Origin of the sequence: Pseudomonas sp. BF-R-01, assembly GCF_019946615.1 — a bacterium.
In the GTDB taxonomy this organism is placed as follows: domain Bacteria; phylum Pseudomonadota; class Gammaproteobacteria; order Pseudomonadales; family Pseudomonadaceae; genus Aquipseudomonas; species Aquipseudomonas migulae.
In genome coordinates, this window is record NZ_JAGYFX010000046.1 from 1 (window position 1) to 15,157 (window position 15,157).

Here is a 15,157-nt window from a genome sequence, read left to right on the forward strand (position 1 = left end):
CGACCATAGAGCATTGGAACCACCTGATCCCATCCCGAACTCAGCAGTGAAACGATGCATCGCCGATGGTAGTGTGGGGTTTCCCCATGTGAGAGTAGGTCATCGTCAAGATTAAATTCCGAAACCCCAATTGCGAAAGCAGTTGGGGTTTTGTTTTGTCCGCAAGAAAATCTGCCCAGTACGGTTTCTATGCAACGGCTCAAGGCATGGCTATCATGCGGGCCTCATTGTGAGGCGGGACTTGCATGCTGACGTTGTTAAAGCTTCTTAAGGATGGCCGATTCCATTCAGGCCAGGCCCTGGGCACCGCTTTAGGTGTCAGTCGCAGTGCTGTGTGGAAGCAGCTTCAGCTGCTCGAGGCTGAGCTTGGCTTGTCCATTCACAAGGTGCGGGGGCGTGGTTATCAATTGGCCTCGCCGTTGACACTGCTCGACTCTGTCGCAATAGCAGAGCAGGCGCCTTCTTGTAATTGGCCCATTCTGGTTTTCGATTCAATTGACTCCACTAACGCCGAGGCGCTGCGTGCAATAGAGCGCGGTCAGGTAGCGCCATTTCTTGTGCTTGCCGAGCGGCAGACGTCTGGCCGTGGGCGCCGCGGGCGTAAGTGGGCGAGTCCTTTCGCGGAAAATATCTATTACAGTCTGGTGCTGCGTATTGAAGGTGGCATGCGCCAGTTGGAAGGCTTGAGTCTTGTTGTTGGGCTTGCTGTCTTGCAAACCTTGCGAGCGCTGGGCGTATCAGATGCAGGCTTGAAGTGGCCCAATGATGTTCTGGTTGGTCAAAAAAAGCTCGCGGGGATACTGCTTGAGTTGGTAGGCGATCCTGCTGATGTGTGTCATGTGGTTCTGGGTGTCGGGATCAATGTGAACATGCAGATGACCGAAGAGGTTGATCAGCAGTGGACTTCCTTGCGGCTCGAGTCGGGGCGGACATTCGATCGCAATCACTTGGTCGCGCAGTTGGGGCAGATGCTCCAGGTATATTTGAGTCGACATCAAGTCGACGGATTTTCCGCTATCCAGGCTGAGTGGGAGCAGAATCATCTGTGGCAGGGTCGGGCGGTGTCGTTGATCGCCGGAGTTAACCATATAGATGGCGAGGTACTGGGTATTGATAGTCAGGGTGCTCTGCGCTTGAAGGTGGGCGGTGTGGAAAAAGTCTTTAGTGGTGGTGAGCTCAGCTTGAGGTTGCGTGATGATTCTTGAGCTCGACTGCGGAAACAGTTTTATCAAGTGGCGAGTGCTTGAAGCTGATGCTCGCCAGACGGTTGGCGAGGGCGTCGTCGACTCCAATCTTGCATTGCTGGAGAGTTTGAGCGCGCTCAATGGGCTCGCCCTCAAGTTTTGCCGATTGGTCAGTGTCCGAACGGCAGAAGAGACCGGTGCATTGATTACTCTGCTGACCGACACTTTTGGAGTGTCAGTAGTTTGCGCTGCGCCCGCTCGCGAAATGTCGGGGGTTCGCAATGGCTATGAAGAGTTCGAGCGCCTGGGGCTCGACCGCTGGCTGGCGATGCTTGGGGGGTTCCAATTAGCGTCGGGTGCATGTCTGGTGCTTGATTTTGGTACTGCTGTCACTGCGGATTTCATCGCCGGTGATGGAGAGCATCTCGGGGGGTTTATTTGTCCGGGAATGCCATTGATGCGAAATCAATTGCGCACCCATACCCGTAAAATTCGTTATGGGGATCTGGCGGCTGAGCGCGCCATGGAGAGTCTCGTTCCAGGTCGCACAACCGTCGAAGCGGTTGAGCGGGGGTGCTCGTTGATGCTTAGAGGCTTTGTTCTGACCCAGCTGGAGCTTGCGCGTAGCTACTGGGGGGCGGATTTCTCCGTGTTTCTGACCGGTGGGGATGCCGCGTTGGTTTCTGAGATTGTGCCAGAGGCTAGAGTGGTTCCGGACCTGGTATTTGTGGGTTTGGCTATGGCATGTCCTTTGTCCTGAGGTTCTTATGCGTTGGTTGTTTCTGCTGCTGCTTGTTTTGAATGTGTTTTATTACATCTGGCACCAACAAGAGGCTCCTCTGCGCGCGAAGGATGTCACTCCTCTGAGTTTGTATAGGGGAGGGCAGCAGGATATTCGCTTGTTGAGCGAGGCGGCTGATCCGGTCCTTGATAAGGGGAAGGCCGCTCTGCCGGACAATAGCTGTTTGTACTTGGGTGGTTTTGTTCGTCAAGAAGCGGTTCAGGCAGTTGAGCGGCGCTTGAATGGTATGGAAATCAAGTATCAGCTCCTGCCAAAGGATCATCTTGAATTCGCGGGTTATTGGGTTCGGATCGCCCCTGAAAGCCGGCGTTGGCTGGGTGAGGTTCAGCTGCAAAACCTTTCTAGAGAATTCAATGAGTTAAAACATAAAATAATGCCGTGCGAGGGGGTTGCACCCGCTGAATAGTTTGAATAGAATGGCGCCCGCTTCGCAGTGAACGCCTTTAACGGCAAACACAACGAAGCGATGTCAACGCAGCTAACCTCAGGTTTTTAATGAGAAAATGCTTGACAGAAGGCTGGCATGATATAGAATGCCGGCTCGCTTAGGAGGGGTTCCCGAGCGGCCAAAGGGATCAGACTGTAAATCTGACGTCTACGACTTCGAAGGTTCGAATCCTTCCCCCTCCACCATTTTTAGCGAGAGCTGCAAGCCTCGCGGGTATAGTTTAGTGGTAGAACCTCAGCCTTCCAAGCTGATGATGCGGGTTCGATTCCCGCTACCCGCTCCAAGTTTGCAGGTCCTGCAAAGTGTTACGCTCTTGTAGCTCAGTTGGTAGAGCACACCCTTGGTAAGGGTGAGGTCAGCGGTTCAAATCCGCTCAAGAGCTCCATATAACAAGGCAGATATGAAAATATCTGCCTTTGTTTTAAGGGTTGCGATCAGGCCTTGTTGTTTTTTTGTTGGCTGGTTGCGCGGGTGGCTTTGGCCTTAGGGTCGAGGCTGTCGAGTAAGGTGTTGTAATGTCTTTTTCGGGTCGGCATAATGGTCGGCCTGATTTTGTTTTAGGTCAGTAGCTCAATTGGCAGAGCGACGGTCTCCAAAACCGTAGGTTGGGGGTTCGATTCCCTCCTGACCTGCCAGATTCACCTGGTGTGTCTGGCTTTCTTTTCACAGGATCTTCATAGATGACTCCTAAAGCTGAAGCTCAAGGCTCTCGCTTCGATCTGCTCAAGTGGCTAGTAGTAGTCGCTTTGGTGGTTGTTGGCGTTGTTGGTAATCAGTATTACTCTGCTTCGCCGATCCTGTACCGCGTACTTGCATTGCTTGTCATCGCCGCTGTGGCTGCCTTCGTAGGCCTGCAAACAGTCAAGGGCAAGTCTTTCTTCGTACTGGTTAAGGAAGCTCGCACCGAGATTCGTAAAGTCGTATGGCCAACTCGCCAAGAAACCACGCAGACCACGTTGATCGTTGTCGCTGTTGTGTTGGTTATGGCGTTGCTGTTGTGGGGTCTTGATTCCCTGCTCGGCTGGCTTGTTTCCTTGATTGTCGGCTAAGGGTGTCCCGTGGCTAAGCGTTGGTACGTTGTGCATGCTTACTCCGGTTACGAGAAGCATGTCATGCGCTCGTTAGTAGAGCGCGTAAAGCTGGCTGGCATGGAAGATGGCTTTGGCGAAATTCTGGTTCCCACTGAAGAAGTGGTTGAAATGCGTAATGGCCAGAAACGCAAAAGCGAGCGTAAGTTCTTCCCAGGTTATGTGCTGGTTCAGATGGACATGAATGAGGGTACTTGGCACTTGGTCAAGGATACTCCTCGGGTGATGGGTTTCATCGGCGGTACCGCTGATAAGCCAGCACCAATCACAGACAAAGAGGCAGAAGCGATTCTGCGTCGTGTCGCTGATGGTAGCGATAAGCCGAAGCCGAAGACGTTGTTCGAGCCTGGCGAGTCGGTGCGTGTCAATGACGGGCCGTTTGCCGACTTTACCGGCACGGTTGAAGAAGTTAACTACGAAAAGAGCCGGATCCAAGTGGCAGTGCTCATTTTCGGTCGCTCTACTCCGGTAGAGCTAGAGTTCAGCCAGGTCGAAAAAGTCTAGCTGGGCAAGCATCCCAACCCCGCAGCCCTAGGCTGTGGGGTTTTGTCGTCACTGGGATAAACGCGCAAGTAACCGGGGAGCCTTTCGAGGCGTTCGAACCCGTAATTGGAGTGCCTCATGGCCAAGAAGATTACCGCTTACATCAAGCTGCAAGTGAAGGCCGCTCAGGCTAACCCAAGCCCACCTGTTGGTCCTGCTCTGGGTCAGCACGGCGTGAACATCATGGAATTCTGCAAGGCTTTCAACGCCCGTACTCAGGGTATTGAGCCAGGTCTGCCGACTCCAGTGATCATCACTGTCTACAGCGACCGTAGCTTCACTTTCGAAACCAAATCCACCCCTGCTTCGGTTCTGCTGAAGAAGGCGGCTGGTCTGACTAGCGGTTCCGCTCGTCCGAACACCGTTAAGGTTGGCACTGTGACTCGTGCTCAGCTGGAAGAAATCGCGAAAGTTAAAAACGCGGATCTGACTGCAGCTGATATGGAAGCAGCCGTGCGTACCATCGCCGGTTCTGCTCGTAGCATGGGCCTTAACGTGGAGGGTGTGTAATGGCTAAGTTGACCAAGCGTCAAAAGGCTATCGCCGGCAAAATCGAAGCAGGCAAGTCCTACAACTTTGTAGACGCTGCTGCTCTGCTGGCTGAGCTGTCGACTGTCAAGTTCAGCGAGTCGTTCGACGTTGCTGTGAACCTGGGTGTTGACCCGCGTAAATCCGACCAGGTCGTTCGTAGCGCTACTGTGCTGCCGCACGGTACTGGCAAGACTGTTCGCGTTGCTGTGTTCACCCAGGGTCCAGCTGCTGAGGCCGCTCTGGCTGCCGGCGCTGACCGTGTAGGTATGGACGACCTGGCTGCCGAAATGAAAGGCGGCGACCTGAACTATGACGTAGTTATCGCATCCCCGGATGCAATGCGCGTTGTAGGCCAGTTGGGTCAGATCCTCGGTCCACGTGGCCTGATGCCTAACCCTAAAGTCGGCACCGTAACTCCAGACGTAGCTACCGCGGTTAAAAACGCCAAGGCTGGTCAGGTTCGTTATCGCACCGACAAAAACGGCATCATCCACACTTCCGTTGGCAAGATCGGCTTCGACGCCGTCAAGCTGAAGGAAAACGTTGAAGCCCTGATCGCTGATCTGAAGCGTATCAAGCCAGCTTCCTCGAAAGGCATTTACGTCAAGCGCGTTACCCTGAGCACCACTATGGGCCCAGGTCTGGTCATCGACCAAAGCTCGCTCGACGCGTAAGACAAAAGTTGGCGTAAGCGATTACGCCAATTGAAAGATTGGGGTCCCTGCCTGGCGGGGGCTATCCAAGACCGTAGGCGACGCAAGTCTTAAACCACAAGCCTACGCAGATGGTGCTCCCGGTTCCTTACCGAATCAGACACCAAAACGACATCCGGTTTCGACCAGATGAAACGGTAACAAGCAGGAGTTAAACCCGTGGCAATTAAACTCGAAGACAAGAAGGCCATCGTCGCTGAAGTCAACGAGGCTGCCAAAGTCGCTCTGTCCGCTGTCGTGGCTGATGCCCGTGGCGTAACAGTAGGCGCAATGACCGGACTCCGTAAAGAGGCTCGTGAAGCTGGCGTTTACGTACGTGTTGTACGTAACACCCTGCTCAAGCGCGCCGTTGCCGACACTGAATACAGTGTTCTCAACGACGTGTTCACCGGCCCTACCTTGATTGCATTCTCCAAAGAACATCCGGGCGCTGCTGCTCGTATCTTCAAAGAGTTCGCAAAAGGTCAGGATAAGTTCGAGATCAAGGCAGCTGCGTTCGAGGGCAAGTTCCTCGCAGCTAATCAGATCGACGTACTGGCAACCCTGCCGACCCGTAACGAAGCTATTTCTCAGCTGATGAGCGTGATTCAAGGCGCTACCAGCAAGTTGGCTCGTACTCTGGCGGCAGTTCGCGACCAAAAAGAAGCTGCCGCAGCCTAAGGCTCGTCTCCTTCTCGCGTTTTTTGTTTATTTCGATGGTCGCGTAGGCCGTCCCCAATATCAGGAATTAGATTCATGTCTATCTCTCAGAACGATATCCTTGAAGCAGTTGGCAACATGTCCGTAATGGAAGTTGTTGAGCTGATCAAAGCTTTCGAAGAAAAATTCGGCGTTACCGCTGCTGCTGCATCGGCTGGTCCAGCTGCTGCTGCCGCTGTTGTTGAAGAGCAAACTGAATTCAACGTCATGCTGACCGAAGCTGGCGAGAAGAAAGTTAACGTGATCAAGGCTGTACGTGAACTGACCGGTCTGGGCCTGAAAGAAGCCAAGGCTGTAGTTGACGGCGCTCCTGCCATGGTTCTGGAAGCTGTTGCCAAAGACGCAGCTGACAAAGCCAAAGCAGTACTGGAAGAAGCAGGCGCTAAAGTCGAGCTGAAGTAAGCATCGACTTTGCTCCTCCAGCCCGAGCGTTAAGCGAAAGGCTGATGGCTGGTGGCTCTTGCCACCGGCCTTTTTCCGTTATTGGCAGCCGACTGGGTCGGTGCTGATAACGAGTTGTAACCACCCGATGCGGTGGCGCAAACCATGGGGTTTGCACGATTTTCTGGCTGCTCCCGTCGGGAGGGGCCAAACAAGCAGGTGACCAAGCTGGGGAACGCTGATGGCTTACTCATATACTGAGAAAAAACGTATCCGCAAGGACTTTAGCAAGTTGCCGGACGTCATGGATGTGCCGTACCTCCTGGCCATCCAGCTGGATTCGTATCGTGAATTCTTGCAAGCGGGAGCGACTAAAGATCAGTTCCGCGACGTGGGCCTGCATGCGGCCTTCAAATCCGTTTTCCCGATCATCAGCTACTCCGGCAATGCTGCGCTGGAGTACGTCGGTTATCGCCTGGGCGAACCGGCATTTGATGTCAAAGAATGCGTATTGCGCGGTGTAACTTACGCCGTACCTTTGCGGGTAAAAGTGCGCCTGATCATTTTCGACAAAGAATCGTCGAACAAAGCGATCAAGGACATCAAAGAGCAAGAAGTCTACATGGGTGAAATCCCCCTGATGACTGAGAACGGTACCTTCGTAATCAACGGTACCGAGCGTGTAATCGTTTCCCAGCTGCACCGTTCCCCGGGCGTGTTCTTCGACCACGACCGTGGCAAGACGCACAGCTCCGGCAAACTGCTGTACTCCGCGCGCATCATTCCTTACCGCGGTTCGTGGTTGGACTTCGAGTTCGATCCGAAAGACTGCGTGTTCGTGCGTATCGACCGTCGTCGCAAGCTGCCTGCATCGGTACTGCTGCGTGCGCTCGGCTATACCACTGAAGAAGTGCTCGACGCGTTCTACACCACCAACGTCTTCCACGTGCAAGGTGAAAACCTCAGCCTGGAACTGGTGCCTCAGCGCCTGCGTGGTGAAATTGCTGTCCTGGATATCCTGGATGACAAAGGCAAGGTTATTGTCGAGCAAGGTCGTCGTATCACCGCTCGCCACATCAACCAGCTGGAAAAAGCCGGGATCAAAGAGCTGCAAGTGCCTCTGGACTACGTCCTGGGTCGCACTACCGCCAAGGTCATCGTGCATCCGGCAACCGGCGAAATCCTGGCAGAGTGCAACACCGAGCTGAACACCGAGATCCTGGCGAAAATCGCCAAGGCTCAGGTTGTCCGCATCGAAACTCTGTACACCAACGATATCGACTGCGGTCCGTTCGTCTCCGACACCCTGAAGATCGACTCCACCAGCAACCAATTGGAAGCGCTGGTCGAGATCTATCGCATGATGCGTCCAGGCGAGCCGCCAACCAAAGACGCTGCCGAGACTCTGTTCAACAACCTGTTCTTCAGCCCTGAGCGCTATGACCTGTCTGCGGTCGGCCGGATGAAGTTCAACCGTCGTATCGGTCGTACCGAGATCGAAGGTTCGGGCGTGTTGTGCAAAGAAGACATCGTCGCGGTTCTGAAGACTCTGGTCGACATCCGTAACGGTAAAGGCATCGTCGATGACATCGACCACCTGGGTAACCGTCGTGTTCGCTGCGTAGGCGAAATGGCCGAGAACCAGTTCCGCGTTGGCCTGGTACGTGTTGAGCGTGCGGTCAAAGAGCGTCTGTCGATGGCTGAAAGCGAAGGCCTGATGCCGCAAGACCTGATCAACGCCAAGCCAGTGGCTGCGGCGGTGAAAGAGTTCTTCGGTTCCAGCCAGCTGTCCCAGTTCATGGACCAGAACAACCCGCTGTCCGAGATCACCCACAAGCGTCGTGTTTCTGCACTCGGCCCTGGCGGTTTGACTCGTGAGCGTGCCGGCTTTGAAGTTCGTGACGTACACCCGACTCACTACGGTCGTGTATGCCCGATCGAAACGCCGGAAGGTCCGAACATCGGTCTGATCAACTCCCTGGCCGCCTATGCGCGCACCAACCAGTACGGCTTCCTCGAGAGCCCGTACCGTGTGGTGAAAGACGCTCTGGTCACCGACGAGATCGTGTTCCTGTCCGCCATCGAAGAAGCTGATCATGTGATCGCTCAGGCTTCGGCCACGATGAACGACAAGAAAGTCCTGATCGACGAGCTGGTAGCTGTTCGTCACTTGAACGAGTTCACCGTCAAGGCGCCGGAAGACGTCACCTTGATGGACGTATCGCCGAAGCAGGTAGTTTCGGTTGCAGCGTCGCTGATCCCGTTCCTCGAGCACGACGACGCCAACCGTGCGTTGATGGGTTCGAACATGCAGCGTCAAGCTGTACCAACCCTGCGCGCTGACAAGCCGCTGGTCGGTACCGGCATGGAGCGTAACGTAGCTCGTGACTCCGGCGTTTGCGTCGTGGCTCGTCGTGGCGGCGTTATCGATTCCGTGGACGCCAGCCGTATCGTGGTTCGTGTTGCTGATGACGAAGTTGAAACCGGCGAAGCTGGTGTCGACATCTACAACCTGACCAAATACACCCGCTCTAACCAGAACACCTGCATCAACCAGCGTCCGCTGGTGCGTAAAGGTGATCGGGTCCAGCGCAGCGACATCATGGCCGACGGTCCGTCCACCGACATGGGTGAGCTGGCTCTGGGTCAGAACATGCGCATCGCGTTCATGGCATGGAACGGCTTCAACTTCGAAGACTCCATCTGCCTGTCCGAGCGTGTTGTTCAGGAAGATCGCTTCACCACGATCCACATTCAGGAACTGACCTGTGTGGCACGTGACACCAAGCTTGGGCCTGAGGAAATCACTGCAGACATCCCTAACGTGGGTGAAGCTGCACTGAACAAACTGGACGAAGCCGGTATCGTTTACGTAGGTGCTGAAGTTGGCGCAGGCGACATTCTGGTCGGTAAGGTCACTCCGAAAGGCGAGACTCAACTGACTCCGGAAGAGAAGCTGCTGCGTGCCATCTTCGGTGAAAAAGCCAGCGACGTTAAAGACACCTCCCTGCGTGTACCTACCGGTACCAAGGGTACTGTCATCGACGTACAGGTCTTCACCCGCGACGGCGTTGAGCGTGATGCTCGTGCACTGTCGATCGAGAAGACTCAGCTCGACGAGATCCGCAAGGATCTGAACGAAGAGTTCCGTATCGTTGAAGGCGCCACTTTCGAACGTCTGCGTTCCGCTCTGGTCGGCCATAAAGCCGAAGGCGGCGCCGGTCTGAAGAAAGGTCAGGACATCACCGACGAAGTTCTCGACGGTCTTGAGCATGGTCAGTGGTTCAAACTGCGCATGGCTGAAGATGCTCTGAACGAGCAGCTCGAGAAGGCTCAGGCCTACATCGTTGATCGCCGCCGTCTGCTGGACGACAAGTTCGAAGACAAGAAGCGCAAACTGCAGCAGGGCGATGACCTGGCTCCAGGCGTGCTGAAAATCGTCAAGGTTTACCTGGCAATCCGTCGCCGCATCCAGCCGGGCGACAAGATGGCCGGTCGTCACGGTAACAAAGGTGTGGTCTCCGTGATCATGCCGGTTGAAGACATGCCGCACGATGCCAATGGCACCCCGGTCGACGTCGTCCTCAACCCGTTGGGCGTACCTTCGCGTATGAACGTTGGTCAGATCCTTGAAACCCACCTGGGCCTCGCGGCTAAAGGTCTGGGTGAGAAGATCAACCGGATGATCGAAGAGCAGCGCAAAGTCGCCGAGCTTCGCAAGTTCCTGCACGAGATCTACAACGAGATCGGCGGTCGTAACGAAGATCTGGATAGCTTCTCTGATCAGGAAATCCTGGATCTGGCGAAGAACCTGCGTGGCGGCGTTCCAATGGCCACTCCAGTGTTCGACGGCGCCAAGGAAAGCGAAATCAAGGCCATGCTGAAACTGGCAGACCTGCCAGAAAGCGGCCAGATGCAGCTGACCGACGGCCGTACCGGCAACAAGTTCGAGCGCCCGGTTACTGTTGGCTACATGTACATGCTGAAGCTGAACCACTTGGTAGACGACAAGATGCACGCTCGTTCTACCGGTTCGTACAGCCTGGTTACCCAGCAGCCGCTGGGTGGTAAGGCACAGTTCGGTGGTCAGCGTTTCGGGGAGATGGAGGTCTGGGCACTGGAAGCATACGGTGCCGCTTACACTCTGCAAGAAATGCTCACAGTGAAGTCGGACGATGTGAACGGCCGTACCAAGATGTACAAAAACATCGTGGATGGCGATCACCGTATGGAGCCGGGCATGCCCGAGTCCTTCAACGTGTTGATCAAGGAAATTCGTTCCCTCGGCATCGATATCGATCTGGAAACCGAATAACACGTGACGCGAATCGAGAGCGGGGCAGGATTGCCCGCTCTCTGCTCCGCCAGGAGGAAAGGCCTTGAAAGACCTACTGAATTTGCTGAAAAACCAGGGTCAAGTCGAAGAGTTCGACGCCATCCGTATTGGATTGGCATCGCCTGAGATGATCCGTTCGTGGTCGTTCGGTGAAGTTAAAAAGCCGGAAACCATCAACTACCGTACGTTCAAACCTGAGCGTGACGGCCTGTTCTGCGCCAAGATCTTTGGCCCGGTAAAGGATTACGAGTGCCTGTGCGGTAAGTACAAGCGCTTGAAGCACCGTGGTGTGATCTGCGAGAAGTGCGGCGTTGAAGTCGCGCTGGCTAAAGTTCGTCGTGAGCGCATGGCGCACATCGAACTGGCCTCGCCAGTTGCCCACATCTGGTTCCTGAAATCGCTGCCGTCGCGTATCGGCTTGCTGATGGACATGACCCTGCGTGATATCGAACGCGTTCTCTATTTTGAGAGCTATGTCGTTATCGATCCAGGCATGACCACCCTTGAAAAAGGTCAGCTGCTGAACGATGAGCAGTACTTCGAAGCGCTGGAAGAGTTCGGTGACGATTTCGATGCTCGCATGGGTGCCGAAGCTGTCCGCGAACTGCTGCACGCTATCGACTTGGAACACGAGATTGGCCGTCTGCGTGAAGAAATTCCGCAAACCAACTCCGAAACCAAAATCAAGAAGCTGTCCAAGCGTCTGAAGTTGATGGAAGCCTTCCAGGGTTCCGGCAACCTTCCAGAATGGATGGTGCTGACCGTTCTGCCGGTTCTGCCGCCAGATCTGCGTCCACTGGTCCCGCTGGATGGCGGTCGCTTCGCGACTTCCGACCTCAACGATCTGTATCGTCGAGTGATCAACCGTAACAACCGCTTGAAGCGTCTGCTCGATCTGTCCGCTCCGGACATCATCGTGCGTAACGAAAAGCGTATGTTGCAGGAAGCCGTCGATGCACTGCTCGACAACGGTCGTCGTGGCCGCGCTATCACCGGTTCCAACAAGCGTCCTCTGAAATCCCTGGCTGACATGATCAAGGGTAAGCAAGGTCGTTTCCGTCAGAACTTGCTCGGTAAGCGTGTTGACTACTCGGGTCGTTCGGTAATTACCGTAGGTCCGACCCTGCGTCTGCACCAGTGCGGTCTGCCGAAGAAAATGGCTCTCGAGCTGTTCAAGCCGTTCATTTTCGGCAAGCTGGAAATGCGTGGTCTTGCTACCACCATCAAAGCTGCGAAGAAGATGGTCGAGCGCGAGCTGCCGGAAGTTTGGGACGTTCTCGCTGAAGTTATCCGCGAACACCCAGTGCTTCTCAACCGTGCACCGACCCTTCACCGTCTGGGTATCCAGGCGTTTGAACCAGTACTGATCGAAGGTAAGGCTATCCAGCTGCACCCTCTGGTCTGTGCTGCGTACAACGCCGACTTCGACGGCGACCAAATGGCCGTGCACGTACCGCTGACACTGGAAGCCCAGTTGGAAGCGCGTGCGTTGATGATGTCGACCAACAACATTCTGTCGCCAGCCAACGGTGAGCCAATCATCGTTCCGTCGCAGGACGTTGTATTGGGTCTGTACTACATGACTCGTGAAGCGATCAACGCCAAGGGCGAAGGTCGTGTGTTCGCGGATCTGCAAGAAGTTGACCGTGTGTTCCGTGCCGGCGAAGCCGCACTGCACGCAAAAGTCAAAGTGCGGATCAACGAAACCGTCAACGACCGTGATGGCGGCAGCGTGACCAACACTCGTATCGTCGACACCACTGTCGGCCGTGCGCTGTTGTTCCAGGTTGTACCAAAAGGTCTGTCGTACGACGTCGTCAACCTGCCGATGAAGAAAAAGGCGATCTCCAAGCTGATCAACCAGTGCTACCGCGTGGTTGGTTTGAAAGAGACCGTGATCTTCGCTGACCAGTTGATGTACACCGGTTTTGCCTATTCGACTATTTCCGGCGTTTCCATCGGTGTTAACGACTTCGTTATCCCGGATGAAAAAGCCCGCATCATCGGTGCTGCTACCGACGAAGTGAAAGAGATCGAAAGTCAGTACGCCTCCGGCCTGGTAACCCAGGGCGAGAAGTACAACAAAGTGATCGACCTTTGGTCCAAGGCGAACGACGAAGTTTCCAAGGCGATGATGGCCAACCTCTCGAAAGAGAAAGTCATCGACCGTCATGGCGTCGAAGTCGACCAAGAGTCCTTCAACTCGATGTACATGATGGCCGACTCGGGCGCACGGGGTTCTGCTGCGCAGATCCGTCAGCTCGCCGGTATGCGTGGCCTGATGGCCAAGCCGGACGGTTCCATCATCGAAACGCCGATTACTGCGAACTTCCGTGAAGGTTTGAGCGTACTTCAGTACTTCATCTCGACTCACGGTGCTCGTAAAGGTTTGGCGGATACCGCGTTGAAAACTGCGAACTCCGGTTACCTGACTCGTCGTCTGGTAGACGTGGCGCAGGATCTGGTTGTGACCGAGATCGATTGCGGCACCGAACATGGCCTGGTAATGACTCCGCACATTGAAGGCGGTGACGTTGTTGAGCCGTTGGGTGAGCGCGTATTGGGTCGTGTCATTGCCCGTGACGTATTCAAGCCAGGTACCGAGGAAGTTATCGTTCCTGCCGGCACTCTGGTAGACGAGAAGTGGGTCGAGTTCATCGAGCTGAACAGCATCGACGAAGTGATCGTGCGTTCGCCGATCAGCTGCGAAACCCGCTATGGCATTTGCGCCAAGTGCTACGGCCGTGACTTGGCTCGTGGTCACCAGGTGAACATCGGTGAAGCAGTCGGCGTTATCGCTGCCCAGTCCATCGGTGAGCCGGGTACCCAGCTGACCATGCGTACGTTCCACATCGGTGGTGCGGCAAGCCGGACCTCCGCAGCTGACAGCGTTCAGGTGAAGAATGGCGGTACCGTCCGTCTGCACAACCTGAAGCACGTTGAGCGAGTGGATGGTTGCCTGGTTGCTGTGTCCCGTTCCGGTGAGCTGGCAATCGCTGATGACTTCGGTCGTGAGCGCGAGCGTTACAAGCTGCCGTACGGTGCTGTGATTTCGGTTAAAGAAGGTGACAAGGTCGACGCTGGCGCAATCGTGGCCAAGTGGGATCCGCACACTCACCCAATCGTTACCGAAATGAAAGGTACCGTGACCTACGTGGGCATGGAAGAAGGCATCACGATCAAGCGTCAGACTGACGAATTGACCGGTATGACCAACATTGAAGTTCTCGACGCCAAAGACCGTCCAGCTGCCGGTAAAGATATCCGTCCTGCTGTGAAGATGGTTGATGACAACGGCAAGGATCTGTTGCTGCCAGGCACTGACGTTATCGCTCAGTACTTCCTGCCAGCCAACGCCCTGGTCGGTGTTGCGGACGGTGCGAAAATCGCGATCGGTGATGTTATCGCTCGTATTCCGCAAGAGACTTCGAAGACCCGTGACATCACCGGTGGTCTGCCGCGTGTTGCCGACTTGTTCGAAGCCCGTCGTCCGAAAGAAGCCTCGATTCTGGCTGAAGTCAGCGGCACCATCGCGTTCGGTAAAGAGACCAAAGGCAAGCGCCGTCTGGTCATCACTCCGAACGACGGTAGCGATCCGTACGAAGAGCTGATTCCGAAGTGGCGTCACCTGAACGTCTTCGAAGGCGAACAGGTAAACCGCGGCGAAGTTATCTCCGACGGCCCGAGCGATCCACACGACATCCTGCGTCTGCTGGGTGTAAGTGCGCTGGCCAAGTACATCGTGAACGAGATCCAGGACGTTTACCGTCTGCAAGGCGTGAAGATCAACGACAAGCACATCGAGACCATCCTGCGTCAGATGCTGCGTAAAGTTGAAATCGCTGAATCCGGCGATTCCAGTTTCATCAAGGGCGACCAGATGGAATTGACTCACGTACTGGTAGAAAACGAGCGCCTGGCGAACGACGAGAAATTCGTTTCCAAGTTCACTCGCGTGCTGCTGGGTATCACCAAGGCGTCGTTGTCCACCGAATCGTTCATCTCGGCGGCTTCCTTCCAGGAAACCACTCGCGTACTGACCGAAGCGGCGGTAACCGGCAAGCGCGATTACTTGCGCGGCCTGAAAGAAAACGTGGTCGTGGGTCGTCTGATCCCGGCTGGTACCGGTCTGGCTTATCACAGCGAGCGTAAACGCCGTCGTGATGCTGACAAACCGTTGCGCGTAAGCGCCAGTGAAGTGGAAGCTGCACTGACCGAAGCGCTGAACTCGAGCGGTAACTGAGTTCTGCGATAAATGAGCCAAGGCCCTGATCGTTCCGTTCATCGAATCAAGACATTTTGTCGAGGTTGGATAAGCGGGAAGGTCGGGGCCTTGTCTTGACTGGGGGCAAGATCCTCTTTAGACTCTTGTACCCCTAAATTTGGCGGGAATTCGTTCCTGCCATTTTGCTTTTCTTGCAAGACAATAGCG

General features: G+C 55.1%; 11 protein-coding genes, 4 tRNA genes and 1 rRNA gene. All 16 read left to right on the top strand.

The annotated features are described in order from the left end of the window. Window positions 1-111, top strand: a 5S ribosomal RNA gene (gene rrf, locus KGB27_RS17820); the annotation flags it as partial. Window positions 112-245: 134 nt separating this feature from the next. Further along, complete coding sequence (gene birA, locus KGB27_RS17825; RefSeq protein ID WP_223555560.1) at window positions 246-1,205, top strand: bifunctional biotin--[acetyl-CoA-carboxylase] ligase/biotin operon repressor BirA; 960 nt, start codon at window positions 246-248, stop codon at window positions 1,203-1,205. After that, window positions 1,195-1,944, top strand: coding sequence for a pantothenate kinase (locus KGB27_RS17830; RefSeq protein ID WP_223555562.1), 750 nt, complete (start codon window positions 1,195-1,197; stop codon window positions 1,942-1,944). The genes birA and KGB27_RS17830 overlap by 11 nt, the downstream gene beginning before the upstream one ends. A 7-nt stretch (window positions 1,945-1,951) precedes the next feature. Further along, complete coding sequence (locus tag KGB27_RS17835) at window positions 1,952-2,392, top strand: hypothetical protein (protein WP_008041291.1); 441 nt, start codon at window positions 1,952-1,954, stop codon at window positions 2,390-2,392. Window positions 2,393-2,534: 142 nt separating this feature from the next. Beyond that, window positions 2,535-2,619, top strand: a tRNA-Tyr gene (locus tag KGB27_RS17840). 24 nt (window positions 2,620-2,643) lie between these two features. Next, window positions 2,644-2,717: transfer RNA gene (locus KGB27_RS17845), tRNA-Gly, on the top strand. Window positions 2,718-2,743: 26 nt separating this feature from the next. Next, a tRNA-Thr gene (locus KGB27_RS17850) sits at window positions 2,744-2,819 on the top strand. A gap of 174 nt (window positions 2,820-2,993) precedes the next feature. Next, window positions 2,994-3,069: transfer RNA gene (locus KGB27_RS17855), tRNA-Trp, on the top strand. Window positions 3,070-3,114: 45 nt separating this feature from the next. Beyond that, on the top strand, window positions 3,115-3,483 hold the full coding sequence (secE, locus tag KGB27_RS17860; protein WP_007896620.1) for a preprotein translocase subunit SecE: 369 nt from the start codon (window positions 3,115-3,117) through the stop codon (window positions 3,481-3,483). Window positions 3,484-3,492: 9 nt separating this feature from the next. Beyond that, window positions 3,493-4,026, top strand: coding sequence for a transcription termination/antitermination protein NusG (gene nusG, locus KGB27_RS17865; protein ID WP_007896622.1), 534 nt, complete (start codon window positions 3,493-3,495; stop codon window positions 4,024-4,026). Between the two features lie 117 nt (window positions 4,027-4,143). Next, a complete protein-coding gene (gene rplK, locus KGB27_RS17870; protein WP_008030880.1) occupies window positions 4,144-4,575 on the top strand; it encodes a 50S ribosomal protein L11 in 432 nt (143 codons plus the stop codon). Then, a complete protein-coding gene (rplA, locus tag KGB27_RS17875; RefSeq protein ID WP_008041297.1) occupies window positions 4,575-5,270 on the top strand; it encodes a 50S ribosomal protein L1 in 696 nt (231 codons plus the stop codon). Before rplK ends, rplA begins: the two co-directional genes overlap by 1 nt. 198 nt (window positions 5,271-5,468) lie before the next feature. Continuing rightward, entirely contained in the window at window positions 5,469-5,969 is a 501-nt protein-coding gene (rplJ, locus tag KGB27_RS17880; protein WP_008030884.1) for a 50S ribosomal protein L10, read from the top strand. A gap of 75 nt (window positions 5,970-6,044) precedes the next feature. Continuing rightward, a complete protein-coding gene (rplL, locus tag KGB27_RS17885; protein WP_008030886.1) occupies window positions 6,045-6,410 on the top strand; it encodes a 50S ribosomal protein L7/L12 in 366 nt (121 codons plus the stop codon). A 220-nt stretch (window positions 6,411-6,630) separates the two neighbouring features. Continuing rightward, window positions 6,631-10,704 carry a DNA-directed RNA polymerase subunit beta gene (gene rpoB, locus KGB27_RS17890; RefSeq protein WP_008030889.1) on the top strand — a complete coding sequence of 1,358 codons (4,074 nt, stop codon included), beginning with the start codon at window positions 6,631-6,633 and terminating at the stop codon, window positions 10,702-10,704. Between the two features lie 64 nt (window positions 10,705-10,768). Next, entirely contained in the window at window positions 10,769-14,968 is a 4,200-nt protein-coding gene (rpoC, locus tag KGB27_RS17895) for a DNA-directed RNA polymerase subunit beta' (protein ID WP_008030891.1), read from the top strand. Window positions 14,969-15,157: the final 189 nt, after the last annotated feature.

Coding starts and splice junctions, on each gene's coding strand:
- KGB27_RS17830 (WP_223555562.1), top strand. CDS start 1,195: ATGATTCTTGAGCTCGACTGCGGAAACAGTTTTATCAAGTGGCGAGTG.
- rplK (WP_008030880.1), top strand. CDS start 4,144: ATGGCCAAGAAGATTACCGCTTACATCAAGCTGCAAGTGAAGGCCGCT.
- rplA (WP_008041297.1), top strand. CDS start 4,575: ATGGCTAAGTTGACCAAGCGTCAAAAGGCTATCGCCGGCAAAATCGAA.
- KGB27_RS17835 (WP_008041291.1), top strand. CDS start 1,952: ATGCGTTGGTTGTTTCTGCTGCTGCTTGTTTTGAATGTGTTTTATTAC.
- rplL (WP_008030886.1), top strand. CDS start 6,045: ATGTCTATCTCTCAGAACGATATCCTTGAAGCAGTTGGCAACATGTCC.
- rpoB (WP_008030889.1), top strand. CDS start 6,631: ATGGCTTACTCATATACTGAGAAAAAACGTATCCGCAAGGACTTTAGC.
- birA (WP_223555560.1), top strand. CDS start 246: ATGCTGACGTTGTTAAAGCTTCTTAAGGATGGCCGATTCCATTCAGGC.
- secE (WP_007896620.1), top strand. CDS start 3,115: ATGACTCCTAAAGCTGAAGCTCAAGGCTCTCGCTTCGATCTGCTCAAG.